The following is a 19,126-nucleotide window of genomic DNA, read 5'->3' on the forward strand; positions in this document are numbered from 1 at the left end:
CACGGTCAAGCCAGCCTCGCGGGATCCGCAGCCTGACTGGCGCTCAAGAGCTCGGTCTGCACGTCCGAACCCCGGATGAGACTCAGATCGACGGGACACCGATCAGCGATCGCGAGGATCCGAGCGCGCTGATCATCACTCAGCGGCCCATCGAGGACAATGGTGCGGGTGAACCGGTCGGGTGGCATCATGTCCGGCACCTTCTCGTGCTGCACGGTCGTGCTCGCCCGTTCGAGCGGAAAGCCCTTGCGGTTCGCATAGAGACGCATCGTCATCACCGTGCAGGCTGCGAGGCCGGCAGATACGAGTTCGTAGGGAGATAGTCCGGTCCCGAGGCCACCGACCGATGCTGGCTCGTCGGCGAACAGAGTGTGCTCGCCGCTGCGGACCTTGAGCTGGAACGTCCCTGCAAGAGTTTCGGTGGAGACGACGCCCTCCGCAACCTCGACCTGCGGAAGATCCGCGCTGAGTGGTGGGAGAAAGCGGCTCGCCCAAACCGCCACCATGGCCGCGGCGTAGTTCGCGTCCGCGACGTCGGTGAGAAGGTGATCCGCGTTGTCGAGCGAGATGAAGCTTTTAGGGTGCCTGGACGCGACGAAGATGCGCGACGCGTGGTCGATGCCGACCACCTGATCCAGCGGAGAGTGCATGACCAGCACCGGCCGTCGCAGGGAGGCAATGGCCTTCTCGACGTCGATCCCCTCAACCGCCTCAAGGAACCCTCGGCGAATGAGGAAGGGCCTACCGGCAATCTCCACCGAGGCCTCGCCCTCGCTCGCGATGGTGTCCAGATCATTCGGTCCGAAGAGGCGCAAGATATGCTGAAGGTCGGCCGGCGCACCAATCGTCGCTACCGCCGCAATATCAGGCATGTCGGCGGCGGCTACGATCGCAGCGGTGCCACCCAGGCTGTGCCCGACGAGGAGGGACGGTGACATGCCCGCCGCCGCCATCGCATTTGCGGCGGCCCGAAGGTCCTCGACGTCCGACGCGAAGTTCACAGGTTCTCCCGTCCCACCGCCGATCCCGGTCCCGGCGAAATCGAACCTCAAGACCCCGATGCCCGCACGCGACAGCGCGCGCGAGATGTGAACAGCGGCGCGACTGTCTTTCCCGCACGTGAAGCAGTGGGCGAAGATCGCCCAGCCCCGCGGCGTCCCTTCCGGCGGTTCGAGGTGCCCGGACAGCGGAGAGCCAGCCCCACTGACAAACGTAAATGATCTTCCTGCCATGTCCATCAAACCTCCAGCACGCGGCTTGGCGGTTGCGCTCTCAGAACCTTCGACGGAGCTGAGCGGAGCGCACCGCCAACCGGTAATCGTCATCTCAGGCTATCATTTATATGTCTGGCGCATATAGACAAGCCCCTATATCATGATTATATGCGCCAAGCATACTTCTGCGACCTGCGTTCCAAAGGCGGTCTCACGGAAGAGGTATCAGTCAGGCGCGTGGGCCAAAGGACTATGGAACTCAATCAAGTCAGCTATTTCATCAACTTGGCCGAGACGCTGAATTTCACAGCGGCCGCTCGCTTGAGCGGTGTGTCACAGCCAAGTCTGACCCGCGCGATCCGCCGCTTGGAAGATGAGCTTGGCGGGCCGCTGATCTATCGCGACGGGAAGAACAGCCGCCTGACTGGCCTTGGCCATGACGTCGAGGCAGAATTCCGGCGCATGGTGGTCGCGATGAAGAGCGTTCGCAATCACTCGGAGCACTGGGCGATGGGGGGGCACCGCGTGCTGGATGTCGCCGTCGCGCCCACCGTCGGACCAAAGGAATTTACGGCATTCTTCGAGAGCGCATTGGCGGAGATGCCATCCATCGAAATCAAGCTGCACTCGCTCCAGTCGAACGAGGACACATCGGAGGTGCTTTCAGGAAAATACCACGCGTGCATCATGCCGCGTGAAACAAGACCGGAACGCAAGCTGGATGTGCATCCTCTATTTCGGGAGCGCTTCGTGCTCGGCTGTTCTGCAAACCATCCCTTGGCTGCCAACGAGATCGTGCGCGGCGAAGACCTGCTCGAGTTTCCTTTCGTCGATCGCCTGAAATGCGAGTTTCGCGATCGGATCCTCGATCACTTCGCGCGACGGGACTTGCTCATGCGACCTCGCTTTCGATCAGATCGCGAGGACTGGGTGCAACGGGTCGTCGCTGACGGCCACGCCATATGCATTCTTCCGGAACGATCGCCGACCGTGCAAGGCCTCGTCACTCGGCCGATCGACGGATTTGTCTTGGAGCGCGAAGTCGTGATCGCGACAGTATCCGGCTCCACGGCAACGGTCGAGATACGGAACATCGCGCAGCTGGCAGCCCGGTATGAGTGGAACTGAATCACGACGTGAAGAGCTTCGGCGCTATGGAAACTATACGCGCAGCGTATTGGATAAATCTGGGGCGCATGCTATAGTCGGCGCAATGACTGCAAAGATAAATGACAGTGTGTCGAGCTCTCTAGATTAATTATTGGAGACTATCATGAAGTTTGAGAAGTCACAGGCAGCAGTTGACCGCCTGACCCCCGAGCAACGCCGGATTACCCAGGATTCGGGGACCGAAAGGCCCTTCACGGGTGAGCACAACGACAACAAGGAGCCTGGCATCTACGTCGACATAGTGTCGGGAGAGCCGCTGTTCGCTTCAACGGACAAGTTCGATTCGGGTACTGGCTGGCCCAGCTTCACCAAGCCGATCGTTCCGGCAAACGTGAACGAGGTGCGGGACAGTGCACACGGCATGGTCCGGACGGAGGTCAGGTCGGTACACGCCGACAGCCATCTGGGCCACGTTTTCCCGGACGGTCCTTCCGACCGCGGCGGTCTGCGCTACTGCATCAACTCTGCGTCCCTTCGCTTCATCCCGCGCGACGAGATGGAGTCCGAGGGATACGGTGAATATCTCGATCAAGTAGAGGAGGCTTAACATGCATCAGCGCGCTGTTCTCGCAGGAGGATGTTTCTGGGGCATGCAGGATCTGATCCGCAAGCGGCCCGGCATCATCTCGACCCGTGTGGGTTACACGGGCGGCGATATTCCGAACGCCACGTATCGTAATCACGGCACGCATGCCGAGGGGATCGAGATTGTCTTCGACCCGACAGTGACGAGCTACCGGCACATCCTGGAATTCTTCTTCCAGATCCACGATCCGACGACGCTGAACCGCCAGGGCAATGATCGTGGGCTCTCCTACCGGTCGGGCATCTATTATGTCGACGAGGAGCAGAAGCGCGTCGCCGAGGATACGATCGCCGATGTGGATGCCTCGGGGCTGTGGGATGGCAAAGTGGTGACCGAGGTCCAGCCGGTCGGCGAGTTCTGGGAGGCCGAGCCCGATCACCAGGATTATCTGGAGAAGCGGCCGGGCGGCTACACCTGCCACTTCGTCCGTCCCGACTGGGTTCTTCCAAAGCGGCATGAGGCCGGCGATGTGAGCCCTGCGGCCGGGGCTGCAGCGGAATAGGCTTCGCTGCCGTTAGTGCCGCGCCGATCCGGTTCGCAACCTCCGACGACCGCGTCAATCGACGCGGTCGTCGAACCCGGCCTTGAAGCAGATCATTCCATTCAGCCGCCGTCGCAGTGCCAGGATCCAGATATGACAGACCTCTCCTCCTTTCCCATCACGCAGCGCTGGCCAGCATCTTATCCGGATCGCTTGCAACTATACGCGGCCCCCACGCCCAACGGCGTCAAGGTCTCGATGATGCTGGAGGAGACTGGCCTGCCGTATGAGCCCCACTTCGTCGACATCTCGAACAACGAGTCGAAGGATCCAGCGTTCGTGTCGTTGAATCCCAACGGCCGCATACCCGCGATCATCGATCCGGCTGGCCCTGACGGCCAGCCCATTGGCATATGGGAAACCGGTGCGATCCTCATCTATCTGGCCGACAAGACGGGGCAGCTCATCTCAACAACACCCGCCCAGCGGTACGAGACTCTGGCCTGGGTGTTCTTTCAGGTGTCGGGCGTTGGGCCGACCTTCGGACAGCTAGGCTTTTTCCTGCGATTTGCCGGCAAGGACTATGAGGACAAGCGACCTCGGCAGCGCTTTGTTGATGAATCCAGGCGTCTTCTCGGGGTCCTGGATCACCGGCTGGAGGGCCGCGAATGGATTGTCGATGATTACTCGATCGCGGACATTGCGACGTTTGGCTGGGTGAATGCGCTGGTCGAATTCTACGCAGCGGGCGACATCCTCGGCCTAAGCAGCTATTCGAACGTGCAGGCATGGCTCGAACGCGGGCTGGCGCGACCGGCTGTACAGCGTGGCCTGCGAATTCCTGCGAGGCCTGCATGACCATTATCGCCGCATATTATTACAACGAAGGTAAGCGAGTCCGTGAAATCAGGCTCGATGAGCACGTCGAACTAAACGAGAATCGCTCGGGCTTCTGCTGGATCGCGCTTAGCGAGCCCACCGCAGACGAACTCAGCGCGATCCAGACGACGTATAACCTCCATCCTTTGGCGATCGACAACGCCATGCACCCGCTGTGCCCGCCCAAGCTCGAGGTCTACAACGATGAGTTGTACGTCGTCGCCCAGACCGCCGAGCTGGTCGGCGACCGGATCAGCTACGGCAAGATGGCGATCTTCACCGGTCACAATCACCTTATCACCGTGCGGCACGGCAATGCCGGAGCGCTGGGCAAACTTCGGGAGCAACTCGAGGCATCGCCGACGCAGTTCGGCAAGGGTGTCGACTATGTGCTGCACGCGATCTTGCACCGAGTGGTCGACCAGTATCTGCCCATCTTCGAAATGATCGAGGACGACGTCCTGGCGATGGAGCGACGGTCGCTGCACGATTTCCTCGGGCCAGAAGAGGTGGCGCGAATCTTCGAACTAAGGTCCGAACTCACGCGGTTCCAGCGCACGCTCGGGGCTATGGCCGAGCTGGTGCGAAAGCTCGTTCGCGGCCACTTTCCCTGCATCAGCGCCGAAATGACACCATATTTCCACGACGTCGCGGACCATGTCCACCGCGTGCAGTCCATGGTCGACGGCCTCCTGCTTGTCCTGTCCACGGTCTTCGAGGCCAGCAGCCTTCTGGAAGCGCAAAGGATCGGTGTGGTCACTCGCCAGCTCGCGGCCTGGGCGGCGATCTTGACGGTCCCGACGGCGATCGCCGGAATATATGGCATGAACTTCAAGCACATGCCGGAACTGGACACGCCATATGGCTACTTCGTCGTGCTCGGAGTGATAGCGGTGTTCTGCCTTCTCCTGTTCATGCGCTTCAAGAAGGCCAAGTGGCTATGAGTAACGCACTTCGCGAGCTTCTCCGTCCGCCGAGTCACAGCGCGCTTTGTGCGCGAGCGTGTCCAATCCAGTTCAAGATGAAGGTGCTTCCATGACCTCCCAGGTGACCGACGTTCTAGAAGCAGTCCAGTCATTCATCGCCAAAGGCTATGACCGCGAATACCGCGTCAAGGACGGCAATCTCGTCGATCTCGAACTAGGGTCAACCCTCGATGCATGCAGCATTCGCGTCGATGCGGCGTTGCGCCTCGAGAGCGGGGACGACGGCGAAGATGCCTCCAACATCTACGCGATCACCGATCCGGCGACAGAGCATAAAGGCCTGTTGATCGACGCCTTCGACGTGTTCCACGAAATCTGCCCCCGCGACTTGTCCGAGCGCCTTGTGGCGCATCGGGAAACAGCACCGGCAGGTGACCAGGACGCGCCGAGCAAGCACGGACTACGGAAAGTCTACAAGAGCGAGTTTCACAGCGATCCCGAGCGTTACGTTCTGCGCGAGGGCTTTCCAGACTTCCCGCCATGCCCTTTCGGCCAATCCTTCAGCATCCTCGGCTTCGATACCGCCGAGCAGGAATATGTCTGGCTCGTCACGAGCATCATTCGAGATCCTCGGCTGATCAGGGTTCCATACCAGGGCGAAGACGTCATCAGCGACGAATAGCGGTGTCGCTTAGCCGGAAAGGCTGGCCTTCCTGGCCCACACATCTGCAGGCTGAACTTTAAGAACATCGAAAATTAGGAGGTGATTATGGACTGGAACAAGGACCACATACGAGAAACTATGCTCTTGCTGGAGACAGCAGCGTTGCACAGCGCTCGCGAAAACTACCTGGACTATGTCTCTACCGCTCGGCTCGATCGGAGCGAACCGATCGAAAACGACGAACTAGCTCAGGCCGAGGTCGCGAGCGACTTCGCTGAAGCGCTCGATGACACGCTCCATGACTACGCCAATAAACTCGAAAAGCTCAGGACGATCGATTTCGGCCCCAAGTTGGCCGTCAACGAAGGCGCTGTCGTCAAGCTGTCCGGCCGCCACTTTGTGATCGCGGTGTCAACGAGCAAGTTTACCTGTCAGGGGCGTGAGCTCATGGGCATTTCCACGATGGCGCCGATCTTCGAAGCGATCGAGGGTGCCCGAGCCGGGGAGACCGTGCAGTTCAACGGCCGGGACCTCACCGTAGAAGACGTGGAATAAAGCCCTCCACCGCAGCCGGCGCGCTAGTGCCGAACGCCCTGCATCTCTTTCTGCATGCATACGGCCACTTGCAGCCGCGTTGACCTGGCTCATCAAAGGCAAACTCATGACAACACCTTCATTCTTCATCACCCCCGGATACGGGACGCGCCTGCATGACGCGCTTCATTATTCTCAGGCAATGCGCATTGGTGACCGCGTGGAGATCTCCGGACAGGGCGGATGGAACGACGATCTCGTCATTCCGGAGTCGATTGAGGAAGAGATCGAGCAGGCGTTCAAGAACGTGGAACGGACGCTCGCGACCGCCGGAGCACGCTGGCCGCATGTGGTCCACGTCAATTCCTATCACGTCGGTGGATTCCCTCCCGTGATCAACGAAACAATGGCCAAGCTGTATCGCCACTACATGCCCGACCGCGCTCCAATCTGGACGCAGTTGGGAATCGAAGCGCTGGGGCTTCCAACCATGCGTATCGAAATTCGCGTAACAGCTATCATCGCCTGACCCCGCGGTTCGTGCAGGCGCCGTGCCGCGCTAATCCCGCACGCCCTGCGCCCGCTTCTCCATGCATATCATCGTATCGAGAGATCCGGTTATCATCGGCGTGCTCGGAGAACGGGGGGCCGCCTTGGCCTGGTTGGCGCGCCTCGGCTGCCTGCGGGCGATGGCCAGCACTGCCAGGAGCGTGAGCAACGCCGCCGCATAAAGGAACAGGCCGCCAGGGCCGACGATATTCATTGCAGCTGCTCCTATTAGGGGGCCAGCGGCTGTCCCGATCCCGTTGAGCAACAGAAGCCCGCGCGCGGTGCCGAGTAGCCGACCGGCCGGAAGATCGTCGTTTGCGACGGCGAGACACAACGAATAAATCGGGATGCCAAAGCCGCCGAACAGCGCACCTGCCGCAAGGAGCAGCGGCAGAGGCGCTTCCACCGCCAACGCTACGCCGATGGCAGACGCTGCGGACGCCAGCGCCGCACCGGCGATGACAAGATTCCGGGGCACTCGATCCGAAAGCCAACCGAGTGGCCAATGGAAGGCGAGCGTTCCACCAAGAACCGCAGCCATGAAGGCGGAGATACCGCCCACATCGAGGCCGATGCTCTGGGCGAAGTTCGCGCCCATGCCCCAGAAACCACCGATAGCCAGGCCGGCCAGGAAAGCGCCAGCCGCAGCGAGAGGTGATACGAGGACGAGGTCCCTGAACGCGACCCATTCCTGTTCCACCTGGGCCGGCGGATGACTGGGCAGCAAGGTGATCGGAACCACCGCCGCTGATATCAGCAGCGACACGATGAGGAACAATGTCACGTCGGCGGGCGGTGCGATGTTGAGTAACGCCTGCCCGATTGCCCATGAGCCCATAGAGGGGTCGGTTCCGGCTGAGGGCGAAATGACACCCTAAGCTTTCGGTTCCTTGGGCCAAAGATATTCGCCAGTCAGTAGAATGTGCGCCCAGCCCAATGGGGATATGTGGGGAAGAAATTCAGGGGGAACATCCAACCCTTCGTTCCGCCGCTCCGTGACGGCATGACCAAGATGGACGGTATTCCAGTAAATGATCACCGCAGTCAATAAATTGAGCCCAGCGATTCGGTAGTGCTGCCCCTCTGTCGTGCGATCGCGAATTTCCCCCTGCCTCCCGATACGGAGCGCATTTTTGAGCGCATGGTGGGCCTCTCCCTTGTTAAGACCGATCTGAGCACGCCGCTGCATGTCCGTATCCAGGATCCACTCAATAATGAAAAGGGTCCGTTCAATACGACCAACTTCACGAAGCGCAACTGCAAGGTTGTTTTGTCGTGGGTAAGAAGCGAGCTTGCGCAGGAGTTGGCTGGGCCTGATTTTGCCAGCGGTCATCGTCGCGGCACAACGGAAAATATCAGGCCAGTTCGCAACGATAAGATCCTCCCGGGCTTTTCCACCTACCAACTTGCGTAACTCCCTGGGGGTCGTATCGGGATTAAATACGTACAACCGCTTCGATGGCAGATCCCTGATTCGCAGAACGAGATTGTAGCCGAGCAGGCTACTGGCTCCGAACAAATGGTCGGTGAATCCTGCTGTATCGGCATACTGTTCGCGAACATGGCGACCGACCTCGTTCATCAGTAGTCCATCGAGAATATACGGTGCCTCGCTCACGGTCGCCGGGATCGACTGACAAGCGAATGGCGCGAACTGGTCGCTTACGTGAGTATACGCTTTGAGGCCGGGAACAGAACCATATTTGGCATTGACCATGTTCATGACTTCGCCATGCCGCGCTGTCGGGAAAAACTGACCATCGCTCGATGCTGACGTGCCCATCCCCCAGACGCGTGACATCGGCAGTTTACCCTGCGCGGCCACCACAATTGCCAATGCCTGGTTCATGGCTTCGCTTTCAACATGCCAGCGGGCAAGGCGTGAGAGCTGCCAGTAATCATGCGTGTTTGTAGCTTCCGCCATCTTACGCAGGCCCAGATTGAGCCCTTCAGCGAGCAGGACGTTGAGCAGACCGATCCGGTCGCGACATGGAGCCCCGGTTCTCAGATGGGTAAACGCATCTGTGAAACCAAGGGCTGCATCAACTTCAAGCAGCATGTCGGTAATCCGAACGGACGGCATTCGGCGATACAGATCCAGTATGAGTGCCTCGGCACCATCCGGCACGTCTGCTGTCAACCTGTCGATCCGCAACGTTCCAACTTCTATGCTACCGTGCGGAATAGTGCCGTTACGGGCAGCCCGGGCCAGCCGCTTAAGAGCGATCGTGAGTCGCGCCTTTCTGTCTGCCAGCCAATCCTGTGGGTTGGAAGGCACGGCCAGTTTTGCATTTTCCTGCGCCGCGATCATCGGCACCAGTACCTGCTTGAGGTCACCATAGCGGCGCGAATGAGCGAGCCAGACATCTCCGGAACGAAAAGCATCCCGGAGGTGAAAGAGTACCGCCACTTCCCAAAGACGGGTATCTCCTTTTTCCTGAGCTCGTAAATGACGGTTCCATTTGGAGCTGGGCCGCAGGAAACGCCTTTCTGGCGATGCAACATCTTTCATCTCTCCGATCGACAAAGCTGCTGCTACCAATGGTCCGGCGACCGGCGCGGCTTCGAGCTTCAGACAGCGCAACATGCGGGGCGCATAACGACGAAAGCGATGGTATCCCTGCCCGACATATGCAAGAGGCTCATCGGCTAGCGTGTTGCTGAGTTGAGTCCCTGTCGCTACCAGTTGAGCGAGCCGGTCCCATGCAACCGAACTGGCGACAGCCATCTCCAGCGGGGTTCCGTCACTGCGGGCCTCAAGCAACGAAGCTCCCAGCGCGGTGAAGGTACGGATCGTATCCGTGAGTATGGCTTTAGAGCCGGAAATTGTTTCGTCATGCTGGCGCTTCGCTTCCCGCCAGGTTTTTCCTACGATCCTGTCATGGGTTTCGACTATGGCATCAGCAATCGCCGCTTCCCACTCCACAACACAGACGGCAAGGATCGCCCAGCGGCGGTCCGAAGTGATGTCACGCAAACCGTCGGTGAAGTAGCGTTCACCCTGCCGACGCAGCCGGGCAATGCGATGGGCAGGTATGCTGGCCAAAGCACTATGATTGATATTCAGGGTACGCAGAAATTCGAGCCTGTCGAGCAAACGGTTAGCAGCAGCCGAGTTGTTACCAACCTCGAAGTTGCGAAGCCAGATGAAACGACTGATATTGCCGGCGAGCATTTCACTCAGAAGTTTGTCCAGGTGATCGCGAACATCCGCTGTTAAATTTTCCGCAATCCGCGTTTCAATCCGCCGCTCAGCGGCGACCAGAGCATCCGCGCACAAGCGCTCGATTGTCGATACTGCGGGCAGAATGGTGGAAGTTTCCCGACACCGCACAATAAAACGATGAGCAAGATCCTCGTTTGATCTGGCATCTTCGGCCTGGCCGAAAGTCCACTCCCGCAGATCACGGGCACCACGGCCCGTGAAGGTCTTGTAGCCGTAAATTTCGCGCAGCGTGTCCATGTGCTGCTGACGGGTTTGGCGCCGTGTGGCATAAGTGAGAAGGGCACTGTTGCAAATAGTCGGTGGTGATAAACTTATCATCCCCTTTTGCTGATGGAGCTGCACATGAACCCATTCAAAGGCCGGCATTTTCAGCGTGACATCATTCTGTGGGCCGTACGCTGGTACTGCAAATACGGCATCAGTTACCGTGAGCTGCAGGAGATGCTGGCTGAACGCGGAGTGAATGTCGATCACTCCACGATTTACCGCTGGGTTCAGCGTTATGCGCCTGAAATGGAAAAACGGCTGCGCTGGTACTGGCGTAACCCTTCCGATCTTTGCCCGTGGCACATGGATGAAACCTACGTGAAGGTCAATGGCCGCTGGGCGTATCTGTACCGGGCCGTCGACAGCCGGGGCCGCACTGTCGATTTTTATCTCTCCTCCCGTCGTAACAGCAAAGCTGCATACCGGTTTCTGGGTAAAATCCTCAACAACGTGAAGAAGTGGCAGATCCCGCGATTCATCAACACGGATAAAGCGCCCGCCTATGGTCGCGCGCTTGCTCTGCTCAAACGCGAAGGCCGGTGCCCGTCTGACGTTGAACACCGACAGATTAAGTACCGGAACAACGTGATTGAATGCGATCATGGCAAACTGAAACGGATAATCGGCGCCACGCTGGGATTTAAATCCATGAAGACGGCTTACGCCACCATCAAAGGTATTGAGGTGATGCGTGCACTACGCAAAGGCCAGGCCTCAGCATTTTATTATGGTGATCCCCTGGGCGAAATGCGCCTGGTAAGCAGAGTTTTTGAAATGTAAGGCCTTTGAATAAGACAAAAGGCTGCCTCATCGCTAACTTTGCAACAGTGCCCACCGTTGAACGTCACATCCGGGGCAAATGGGCCTGCGACAGCTGCGAGACGTTGATCCAGGCACCGGTGCCACCGCAGGTGATCGACAAAGGCATCCCCACCGCTGGCCTGCTGGCCCAGGTGCTGGTGGCCAAGTATGCCGACCATCTGCCGCTGTACCGTCAGGAACGCATGTTCGGCCGTGCCGGCCTGGAAATCCCGCGCTCCACCCTGGCCGAATGGGTGGGTGCCTGTGGTGTGCAGTTGCAGCCGCTGGTGGATGCGTTGAGAAATACTCTGCTGGAACACAGTGTTCTGCATGCCGATGAAACCCCGGTCAGCATGCTGGCCCCGGGCAAGAAGAAAACCCACAAGGCCTACGTCTGGGCCTACTGCACCACACCGTTTGCCGACCTGAAGGCAGCTATTTACGACTTCGCACCCAGCCGTGCAGGCGAACACGCCCGAACCTTCCTGGGTGACTGGCGGGGCAAGCTGGTCTGTGATGATTACGCTGGCTACAAGGCCGGGTTCGGCAACGGCATTACCGAAATCGGCTGTATGGCCCACGCCCGGCGCAAGTTCTATGACCTGCACGAGGCCAACAAGAGCGAATTGGCGGCCAAGGCCTTGGAATACATCGGTGGACTCTACGAGATCGAGCGGGAAACCAAAGATCTGCCACCGGATATGCGGCGGGAAATCCGGCAAACCAAAGCCAAACCCCTTGCCGATGCGCTGCATCAGTGGATGCTGGCCCATCGCCAGAAAGTGCCGGATGGCTCCGGCACGGCCAAAGCCCTGGATTACAGCCTCAAACGTTGGGAAGCGCTGACGCGCTACCTGGACGATGGCGCTGTGCCCATCGACAACAACTGGGTGGAAAACCAGATCCGACCCTGGGCGCTGGGGCGCAGCAATTGGCTGTTTGCGGGTTCACTGCGCAGTGGTCAACGTGCGGCTGCGGTCATGACCCTAATACAGTCAGCGAAGCTGAATCGGCATGATCCCTATGCCTACCTGAAGGATGTGCTGACTCGCCTGCCGACACAGAAGAACAACGCCATCGACGAGCTATTGCCCCACAACTGGAAACCGGCCATACCTAACAAGGTGTAGGCCGGACGTGTATGGAGAGCCTTCTTCGAAAGCTGGACAAGGTGCCAACTCTAGACGGCAGGATATGCCCTGGGAGATCGATGAGAGAAAGAGGAGGCCATAAGTAGAAAATTTCCCAAGCGACTGGTGGCTCGCTAGGCATACGTGTCGTGTTACTCCTAAGTTATTAGACACACTAGATTTTCCGGGCTTTGCTGGGCTGCGGGTGTCGCAGGTGTATGCCGCACGGAGATCGCAGTTAAACCTGATACTAGGCCGGCTCATGCACTAGCCGGATGTCGATTTCTCTGTCGACATACTTCCACTCCACCGAGGCCCGGAGTTCGGCCAAAAGCCTGTTAAAGCCCGGCTCATCAGACGGGGAATATTCGAACCACGTCAAGAAGTCGAAGGGTTCGCTCTCGCCCAGGTCCCGACAATGGTGGAGACGACGGGCCACAGCAGGGAGATATTGGAGCCCAATGTGAATGTGACGGGACTGCTCCTCAAAAATCTTCCGGCGTTCGTCTTGAGCCAGTCCCCACCATGAGGGGTTTTTCCGGATAGGGATCAGGGCGGCACAGGTGGCCTCTGCTCGACCCAAACTTGGCTGCTTCGCCACGAGACGATCCTTCTCTTCACGCACGACATAACGCTCGTTACTCGTTATCCCGCGAAGAAGCCATTTGGTGCCCAAAGGCTGCGGCGAAACAGAGCCAGCGGCTACGTCGAGCCGGGGGATTCCAGGGAGAGGGGCTCCCGCCACGGCATCCATCCGAACAACGCGCCAAACACCCGTTTCTCCACCAGCGAACGTAAATAATCGTGTATTCATCAGTTTCCTCTCAGGCCTTTCGCCTATTTCTCAGCCAACGCAAAACCGGCATTGCCCGGCGCAACCACTGAAACAAATATAAAAGGTTCGGGGCCAGAGTTCATTGCACCATGTACCTGCCCAGGTTTTGCGATCGCAATATCTCCAGCTTTAAGATGAGTGACTATGCCGTTACCTTGATGATATTCGGCTTCACCTGAGATAACCGTCCAAGTATCTTGGCCGTGAGGATGTACATGGGAAGCTATTTCCTGCCCAGGGTGGGCGTGCCAAACAACGACGACAGAGTCATTGGTTTCCAGAACAACCGAACGAATCGGTTCGCCGTTAGACGGACGAACATATTCATCCACCGAAAAAATCCGCGATTCAGTTTCTGCTCTCATGTTCACACCCATTTAAAACTGATTGGACACGTACTCTAAACGCAACTGCGCCTGGACAGCACATGAAGATATGTACCTAAGCGCCCTTCGGGAAAACTATGCTCTGGCGCACAGAGACCGTCAATACTCCGTCGTGGGTAGGCATGACATAACGGGAGGAGACGGGCGACGCTTTGGTCATATGTACATGAGAAGGTGGCTCGCCCGCTCGGCAGGGTTGTTGTCGATGGGCAGGTGTCCCCCTTTCGATGTAGCGGATCAGCTTTAACCAGTTGCTCGCAAGGCAATTGATTGCTTGCCCAAGGCACTTTGACGACGTGACCTGGGGAGGGGTTTTGTCCAGCCTAGCTTTCAGTTGCTCCAGGAAAGCCTGGCTTTGCGACTGGCGCGTCTGGTATCGCTGGGCATCGCCCGCCTCTTCCATGTCGCGCTCGATGCCGTAGAGCTTGTTGATAAGAGTCAGTGCCATCTCCGCTCGGCCGATCTTGCCCTTGGATTGAGTTTTCTGATGAACTTGCGCCGCGCATGCCCAGCAACCTATACGCTCGACGCCTTTCTGCCTCCAGGAGGCGCTGCGGCACCTCCTGGGTACGGCTAGCGGTGTAATTGAACAGGATGACCGGAAGATTTGGTGGGCCACCGCGATCTCCTCAGTAGCTATAGCCAAACAGGTTGGGTATGAGAAGTTCAAGGGGGGGCGAGCAAAGCCCCCGTTCCAATTGATTCTCTATTCCACACAAATGGCGATATAAGCCGGCGGGTGATGACGACCCTGGAAGCTCTGGCATCGAGAGTGGATGTCTACTCCATCGACGAGGCGTTTCTGGATCTGACCGGAATCGACCGGGTGGTAAGCTTCGAGCCTTTTGGTCGGCAGGCGATTTGGCTCAAGGTGGAATCACCGGACGGTTACGATACAACGGTCAACGCTTGCGCCTGCTGTCGATTGACACCCCGGAAACCTACAAGCCCAGGTGCGACGCCGAGCTGACGAAGGGCCGCGAGGCAACCGCACGCCTCCGCGAACTGGTTGCCAACGCTCAGCGCATCGAGGTTGTCGATTCCGGCCAAGCCGACAAGTACGACCGCCGCCTTGTTCACCTGCTGATCGACGGGCGGGACGTGGGGCAAACCCTCATGGCCGAGGGGTTAGCCGTTGAGTGGAGGCCCGGCCCGAATGCGTGGAGGGAACGCCGTCGCCACTGGTGCGGATACTGATCGCTTTTCAGCTTGAGCCAGGAGCGCCCCGCCGCAGTGATCGGCACTTGTGTCGATCCGAGGAGGCGCAAGAGCCACAAGCCCCTGATAGGACCACGTAACGCGGCCATGCCACTAGAGCACGGCCGCTTTTTTCTTTTAAAAACAAAAATATAAAAAAATCCTGTTGCTTGAGCCGGTGGTATTGTGGGCAACTGCCGACCTGTTGGCAGGGTGGGGGCAACCGCTCGCGGTTGTCCCTGGCCTGTCAATGGGGAACCGCGAAGCGGTTAGGCAGGTATCCGGCTTGCCGGATTGTCCATAATTCCACGGGCTGTTTTCCCCAGGGCTACACGTTTTATATATGTTTTTTTTGTTTTAAAGAGTTTTAGGGAATCAGAAGGCAAAATTTACCTTCATTATCAGTTGCTTATAGAACCCCTCGGTGGGTAATAGACGGTTTCCGGTGGGTAATAGACGGGGTTGGGTGGGTAAACGACGGAACCGGGTGGGTAATAGACGGACTATCCACAGGCTGGATCGCCGGATCGATCCCCTCCCGTCTATTACACACCCGCCTTGCGCAAACCCTGACCAGTAGTCGCCTCGCGCTCCGTCTATTACACACCGCCGCGCTTAGTATTCGCCTGGGTCCAGTGGGGGGAGAACCCCGGAGCTGCTGACGACTTCCCCGCGTTGCGGACGCTCGACCGTCTCGCCGGGTTTCAGCGGATAGCGCCGCAGCACTCGCCCGTATTCTTCGCTCGCCGGCACTGTTGCAAATAGTCGGTGGTGATAAACTTATCATCCCCTTTTGCTGATGGAGCTGCACATGAACCCATTCAAAGGCCGGCATTTTCAGCGTGACATCATTCTGTGGGCCGTACGCTGGTACTGCAAATACGGCATCAGTTACCGTGAGCTGCAGGAGATGCTGGCTGAACGCGGAGTGAATGTCGATCACTCCACGATTTACCGCTGGGTTCAGCGTTATGCGCCTGAAATGGAAAAACGGCTGCGCTGGTACTGGCGTAACCCTTCCGATCTTTGCCCGTGGCACATGGATGAAACCTACGTGAAGGTCAATGGCCGCTGGGCGTATCTGTACCGGGCCGTCGACAGCCGGGGCCGCACTGTCGATTTTTATCTCTCCTCCCGTCGTAACAGCAAAGCTGCATACCGGTTTCTGGGTAAAATCCTCAACAACGTGAAGAAGTGGCAGATCCCGCGATTCATCAACACGGATAAAGCGCCCGCCTATGGTCGCGCGCTTGCTCTGCTCAAACGCGAAGGCCGGTGCCCGTCTGACGTTGAACACCGACAGATTAAGTACCGGAACAACGTGATTGAATGCGATCATGGCAAACTGAAACGGATAATCGGCGCCACGCTGGGATTTAAATCCATGAAGACGGCTTACGCCACCATCAAAGGTATTGAGGTGATGCGTGCACTACGCAAAGGCCAGGCCTCAGCATTTTATTATGGTGATCCCCTGGGCGAAATGCGCCTGGTAAGCAGAGTTTTTGAAATGTAAGGCCTTTGAATAAGACAAAAGGCTGCCTCATCGCTAACTTTGCAACAGTGCCCATTACGTTCCGGTGATATCTGGGTAAAAGGATCGCGCCGCTACAAAAATTTTGATGATTATCTCATCCCGACTGCTGAGTTTGAGAAATCCCGACATAATGACCAGTTACAGTTGGCCGTTCAGACCGATAGCCAGGCATACCTTCAGGCCCGTATGACTCTTCTTGCATCTCGGCTGGAAGAAGTTAACGCGATGGCGCTTGCCGGTGATTTGCCCGATGTAGATATCTCAGATAAAGGCGTAAAAATCACTCCACTGGAGAACAGCGTTCCTTCAGGTGTTTCGCCCTTTGCAGATTTGGTCTATGGCATGCTTCCCCATCCGAAAATTACGGAGATACTGGAAGAAGTTGATAGCTGGACGGGATTTACGCGTCACTTCGCGCACCTCAAAAATAATAACGTCAGACCAAAAGACGGAAGACTGTTGCTGACCACCATTCTGGCTGACGGCATCAACCTTGGGCTGACAAAAATGGCGGAATCCTGCCCTGGGGCCACAAGATCGTCACTCGAAGGTATTCAGGCATGGTACATCAGGGATGAAACTTATTCAGCGGCACTGGCCGAGCTGGTCAACGCACAGAAAGAGCGGCCTCTGGCCGCATTCTGGGGCGACGGGACAACATCGTCGTCAGACGGGCAGAACTTTCGGGTAGGCAGTCACGGACGTTATGCCGGTCAGGTCAATCTTAAATATGGTCAGGAGCCGGGCGTGCAGATTTATACGCATATCTCAGACCAATACAGCCCGTTCTACGCCAAAGTGATCAGCCGGGTGCGCGACTCAACCCACGTGCTTGATGGCCTGCTGTACCATGAAAGCGATCTGGAAATTACCGAGCATTACACCGATACCGCAGGCTTCACTGAACATGTTTTCGCCCTGATGCACCTGCTGGGATTCGCTTTTGCGCCAAGGATCCGTGATCTTCATGACAAGCGGCTGTTTATTCATGGAAAGGCCGAGCGCTATCCGGGGCTTCAGTCTGTCATATCAACAACCTGCCTAAATATCAAAGACATTGAGTCGCACTGGGATGAGGTATTGCGCCTGGCAACCTCGATTAAGCAGGGGACAGTCACCGCATCACTGATGATGAAAAAGTTAGCCAGTTACCCAAAACAGAATGGACTTGCCAAAGCGCTGAGAGAGATTGGCCGCATCGAACGGACACTATTTATGCTGGACTGGTTCCGTGATCCCGGTCTGCGCCGACGCGTGCAGGCGGGGCTGAATAAGGGTGAGGCCCGTAATGCCCTTGCGCGAGCGGTCTTTTTGCACCGTCTGGGTGAAATAAGGGATCGTGGGCTGGAGAATCAGAGTTATCGCGCCAGCGGGCTGACATTACTGACAGCAGCGATCACGTTGTGGAACACGGTATATATAGAAAGAGCTATTGAGTCACTAAAACGAAAGGGTATCCCGATAAATGAGCAACTGGTCTCTCATCTTTCTCCCCTGGGCTGGGAACATATCAATCTGAGTGGAGATTACGTCTGGCGTAATAATCTTAAGCTGGGATCCGGAAAATACCGCTCATTACGTACAGTCGATACCGCTTTGTACAAAAAACAGTCTTAGCGTGGGATAATTAATGAGATGGTCACTCCCTCCTTCCCGGTACTATGCTGAGGACAGGCTTTCATTCGGAGAACTATCATGGAAAACATTGCGCTCATTGGTATCGATCTGGGTAAAAACTCTTTCCATATTCATTGCCAGGATCGTCGCGGGAAGGCTGTTTACCGTAAAAAATTTACCCGGCCAAAGTTGATCGAATTTTTGGCGACATGCCCCGCTACAACCATCGCAATGGAAGCCTGTGGCGGTTCTCACTTTATGGCACGCAAGTTGGAAGAGTTGGGGCATTCCCCAAAGCTGATATCACCACAATTTGTCCGCCCGTTCGTTAAAAGCAATAAAAACGACTTTGTCGACGCCGAAGCTATTTGTGAAGCTGCATCGCGTCCGTCTATGCGTTTTGTGCAGCCCAGAACGGAATCTCAGCAGGCAATGCGGGCTCTGCATCGTGTCCGTGAATCCCTGGTTCAGGATAAGGTAAAAACAACCAATCAAATGCATGCTTTTCTGCTGGAATTTGGCATTAGCGTTCCCCGAGGAGCTGCCGTTATTAGCCGACTGAGTACCCTTCTTGAGGACAGTAGTTTGCCTCTTTATCTCAGCCAGTTACTGCTGAAATTACAACAGCATTATCACTATCTTGTTGAGCAGATTAAAGATCTGGAATCTCAGTTGAAACGAAAGTTGGACGAAGATGAGGTTGGACAGCGCTTGCTGAGTATTCCCTGCGTTGGAACGCTGACTGCCAGTACTATTTCAACTGAGATTGGCGACGGGAAGCAGTACGCCAGCAGCCGTGACTTTGCGGCGGCAACAGGGCTGGTACCCCGACAGTACAGCACGGGAGGTCGGACGACATTGTTAGGGATTAGCAAGCGGGGCAACAAAAAGATCCGAACTTTGTTGGTTCAGTGTGCCAGGGTATTCATACAAAAACTGGAACACCAGTCTGGCAAGTTGGCCGACTGGGTCAGGGAGTTGTTGTGTCGGAAAAGCAACTTTGTCGTCACCTGTGCTCTGGCAAACAAGCTGGCCAGAATAGCATGGGCACTAACCGCAAGACAGCAAACTTATGAAGCATAACGGCAGAAATACACCGGTTTAAAGAATTACTGATCTGGTTTTGC

The 19,126-nt window shown here is 57.1% G+C and carries 17 protein-coding genes and 3 pseudogenes; 14 read left to right on the forward strand and 6 right to left on the reverse strand.

Going from position 1 to position 19,126, the window contains the following annotated elements; translation table 11 throughout:
• Positions 1–5 precede the first annotated feature (5 nt).
• Positions 6–1,238: a bifunctional alpha/beta hydrolase/OsmC family protein gene (locus tag FNY10_RS26010; protein WP_004357650.1), complete on the reverse strand. Its 1,233-nt coding sequence runs from the start codon at positions 1,236–1,238 to the stop codon at positions 6–8.
• A 228-nt stretch (positions 1,239–1,466) separates the two neighbouring features.
• Here FNY10_RS26010 and FNY10_RS26015 point away from each other — a divergent pair, with 228 nt between their 5' ends.
• From FNY10_RS26015 to FNY10_RS26050, 8 genes are all read left to right on the forward strand, one after another.
• The gene (locus FNY10_RS26015) at positions 1,467–2,342 is read left to right on the forward strand and encodes a LysR family transcriptional regulator (protein WP_011191349.1); all 876 of its coding nucleotides are present in this window, start codon (positions 1,467–1,469) and stop codon (positions 2,340–2,342) included.
• Between the two features lie 145 nt (positions 2,343–2,487).
• Positions 2,488–2,931: a peptide-methionine (R)-S-oxide reductase MsrB gene (gene msrB / locus FNY10_RS26020; RefSeq protein ID WP_004099035.1), complete on the forward strand. Its 444-nt coding sequence runs from the start codon at positions 2,488–2,490 to the stop codon at positions 2,929–2,931.
• 1 nt (position 2,932) lies between these two features.
• The gene (gene msrA, locus FNY10_RS26025; protein WP_004099036.1) at positions 2,933–3,472 is read left to right on the forward strand and encodes a peptide-methionine (S)-S-oxide reductase MsrA; all 540 of its coding nucleotides are present in this window, start codon (positions 2,933–2,935) and stop codon (positions 3,470–3,472) included.
• Positions 3,473–3,604: 132 nt separating this feature from the next.
• Positions 3,605–4,309: a glutathione S-transferase N-terminal domain-containing protein gene (locus tag FNY10_RS26030; RefSeq protein WP_004099038.1), complete on the forward strand. Its 705-nt coding sequence runs from the start codon at positions 3,605–3,607 to the stop codon at positions 4,307–4,309.
• Entirely contained in the window at positions 4,306–5,274 is a 969-nt protein-coding gene (locus FNY10_RS26035) for a magnesium and cobalt transport protein CorA (protein ID WP_002118270.1), read from the forward strand. Before FNY10_RS26030 ends, FNY10_RS26035 begins: the two co-directional genes overlap by 4 nt.
• Positions 5,275–5,365: 91 nt before the next feature.
• Positions 5,366–5,938, forward strand: coding sequence for a hypothetical protein (locus tag FNY10_RS26040; protein ID WP_004099040.1), 573 nt, complete (start codon positions 5,366–5,368; stop codon positions 5,936–5,938).
• A gap of 87 nt (positions 5,939–6,025) precedes the next feature.
• Positions 6,026–6,475, forward strand: coding sequence for a hypothetical protein (locus FNY10_RS26045; RefSeq protein ID WP_004099042.1), 450 nt, complete (start codon positions 6,026–6,028; stop codon positions 6,473–6,475).
• A gap of 106 nt (positions 6,476–6,581) precedes the next feature.
• Positions 6,582–6,983 (forward strand): RidA family protein, encoded by a 402-nt coding sequence (locus FNY10_RS26050; RefSeq protein WP_004099044.1) that lies wholly within the window; start codon positions 6,582–6,584, stop codon positions 6,981–6,983.
• 30 nt (positions 6,984–7,013) lie between these two features.
• On the opposite strand, the gene FNY10_RS26055 is transcribed toward FNY10_RS26050, so the two are convergent.
• Together FNY10_RS26055 and FNY10_RS26060 are read right to left on the reverse strand one after the other, a co-directional pair.
• Entirely contained in the window at positions 7,014–7,841 is an 828-nt protein-coding gene (locus FNY10_RS26055; RefSeq protein ID WP_004099046.1) for an MFS transporter, read from the reverse strand.
• 36 nt (positions 7,842–7,877) lie between these two features.
• Positions 7,878–10,595: a Tn3 family transposase gene (locus FNY10_RS26060; RefSeq protein WP_255493318.1), complete on the reverse strand. Its 2,718-nt coding sequence runs from the start codon at positions 10,593–10,595 to the stop codon at positions 7,878–7,880.
• Between FNY10_RS26060 and FNY10_RS26065 the strand changes: the two genes are divergently transcribed.
• Together FNY10_RS26065 and tnpC are read left to right on the forward strand one after the other, a co-directional pair.
• Positions 10,572–11,276, forward strand: a complete 705-nt coding sequence (locus FNY10_RS26065) for an IS6-like element IS26 family transposase (protein WP_001067855.1) — start codon at positions 10,572–10,574, stop codon at positions 11,274–11,276. The two genes, FNY10_RS26060 and FNY10_RS26065, sit on opposite strands and share 24 nt — an antisense overlap.
• Before the next feature lie 53 nt (positions 11,277–11,329).
• A pseudogene (gene tnpC, locus FNY10_RS26070) lies at positions 11,330–12,427 on the forward strand (IS66 family transposase); the annotation flags it as partial.
• A gap of 250 nt (positions 12,428–12,677) precedes the next feature.
• Here tnpC and FNY10_RS26075 read toward each other — a convergent pair.
• The 3 genes and pseudogenes from FNY10_RS26075 to FNY10_RS26085 all read right to left on the reverse strand — a co-directional run.
• Positions 12,678–13,241: a chlorite dismutase family protein gene (locus FNY10_RS26075; RefSeq protein WP_001097412.1), complete on the reverse strand. Its 564-nt coding sequence runs from the start codon at positions 13,239–13,241 to the stop codon at positions 12,678–12,680.
• A gap of 23 nt (positions 13,242–13,264) precedes the next feature.
• The gene (locus FNY10_RS26080; RefSeq protein ID WP_001348195.1) at positions 13,265–13,639 is read right to left on the reverse strand and encodes a cupin domain-containing protein; all 375 of its coding nucleotides are present in this window, start codon (positions 13,637–13,639) and stop codon (positions 13,265–13,267) included.
• Positions 13,640–13,828: 189 nt separating this feature from the next.
• Positions 13,829–14,265, reverse strand: a pseudogene (locus FNY10_RS26085) (IS66 family transposase); the annotation flags it as partial.
• A gap of 292 nt (positions 14,266–14,557) precedes the next feature.
• Between FNY10_RS26085 and FNY10_RS26090 the strand changes: the two are divergent.
• From FNY10_RS26090 to FNY10_RS26105, 4 genes and pseudogenes are all read left to right on the forward strand, one after another.
• Positions 14,558–14,845, forward strand: a complete 288-nt coding sequence (locus FNY10_RS26090) for a thermonuclease family protein (protein ID WP_009486461.1) — start codon at positions 14,558–14,560, stop codon at positions 14,843–14,845.
• Positions 14,846–15,656: 811 nt separating this feature from the next.
• Entirely contained in the window at positions 15,657–16,361 is a 705-nt protein-coding gene (locus FNY10_RS26095; protein WP_001067855.1) for an IS6-like element IS26 family transposase, read from the forward strand.
• Between the two features lie 54 nt (positions 16,362–16,415).
• A pseudogene (locus FNY10_RS26100) lies at positions 16,416–17,999 on the forward strand (Tn3 family transposase); the annotation flags it as partial.
• Positions 18,000–18,077: 78 nt separating this feature from the next.
• A complete protein-coding gene (locus FNY10_RS26105) occupies positions 18,078–19,082 on the forward strand; it encodes an IS110-like element IS4321 family transposase (RefSeq protein WP_064190292.1) in 1,005 nt (334 codons plus the stop codon).
• Positions 19,083–19,126: the final 44 nt, after the last annotated feature.

This window comes from Klebsiella sp. Lac1 (assembly GCF_009825425.1).
Classification (GTDB): Bacteria; Pseudomonadota; Gammaproteobacteria; order Enterobacterales; family Enterobacteriaceae; genus Klebsiella; species Klebsiella electrica.

Bases quoted from the DNA above. Each gene is read 5' to 3' on its own strand.
- FNY10_RS26010 (WP_004357650.1), bottom strand. From the start codon at position 1,238: ATGGACATGGCAGGAAGATCATTTACGTTTGTCAGTGGGGCTGGCTCT.
- FNY10_RS26015 (WP_011191349.1), top strand. From the start codon at position 1,467: ATGGAACTCAATCAAGTCAGCTATTTCATCAACTTGGCCGAGACGCTG.
- msrB (WP_004099035.1), top strand. From the start codon at position 2,488: ATGAAGTTTGAGAAGTCACAGGCAGCAGTTGACCGCCTGACCCCCGAG.
- msrA (WP_004099036.1), top strand. From the start codon at position 2,933: ATGCATCAGCGCGCTGTTCTCGCAGGAGGATGTTTCTGGGGCATGCAG.
- FNY10_RS26030 (WP_004099038.1), top strand. From the start codon at position 3,605: ATGACAGACCTCTCCTCCTTTCCCATCACGCAGCGCTGGCCAGCATCT.
- FNY10_RS26035 (WP_002118270.1), top strand. From the start codon at position 4,306: ATGACCATTATCGCCGCATATTATTACAACGAAGGTAAGCGAGTCCGT.
- FNY10_RS26040 (WP_004099040.1), top strand. From the start codon at position 5,366: ATGACCTCCCAGGTGACCGACGTTCTAGAAGCAGTCCAGTCATTCATC.
- FNY10_RS26045 (WP_004099042.1), top strand. From the start codon at position 6,026: ATGGACTGGAACAAGGACCACATACGAGAAACTATGCTCTTGCTGGAG.
- FNY10_RS26050 (WP_004099044.1), top strand. From the start codon at position 6,582: ATGACAACACCTTCATTCTTCATCACCCCCGGATACGGGACGCGCCTG.
- FNY10_RS26055 (WP_004099046.1), bottom strand. From the start codon at position 7,841: ATGGGCTCATGGGCAATCGGGCAGGCGTTACTCAACATCGCACCGCCC.
- FNY10_RS26065 (WP_001067855.1), top strand. From the start codon at position 10,572: ATGAACCCATTCAAAGGCCGGCATTTTCAGCGTGACATCATTCTGTGG.
- FNY10_RS26060 (WP_255493318.1), bottom strand. From the start codon at position 10,595: ATGCCGGCCTTTGAATGGGTTCATGTGCAGCTCCATCAGCAAAAGGGG.
- FNY10_RS26075 (WP_001097412.1), bottom strand. From the start codon at position 13,241: ATGAATACACGATTATTTACGTTCGCTGGTGGAGAAACGGGTGTTTGG.
- FNY10_RS26080 (WP_001348195.1), bottom strand. From the start codon at position 13,639: ATGGGTGTGAACATGAGAGCAGAAACTGAATCGCGGATTTTTTCGGTG.
- FNY10_RS26095 (WP_001067855.1), top strand. From the start codon at position 15,657: ATGAACCCATTCAAAGGCCGGCATTTTCAGCGTGACATCATTCTGTGG.
- FNY10_RS26105 (WP_064190292.1), top strand. From the start codon at position 18,078: ATGGAAAACATTGCGCTCATTGGTATCGATCTGGGTAAAAACTCTTTC.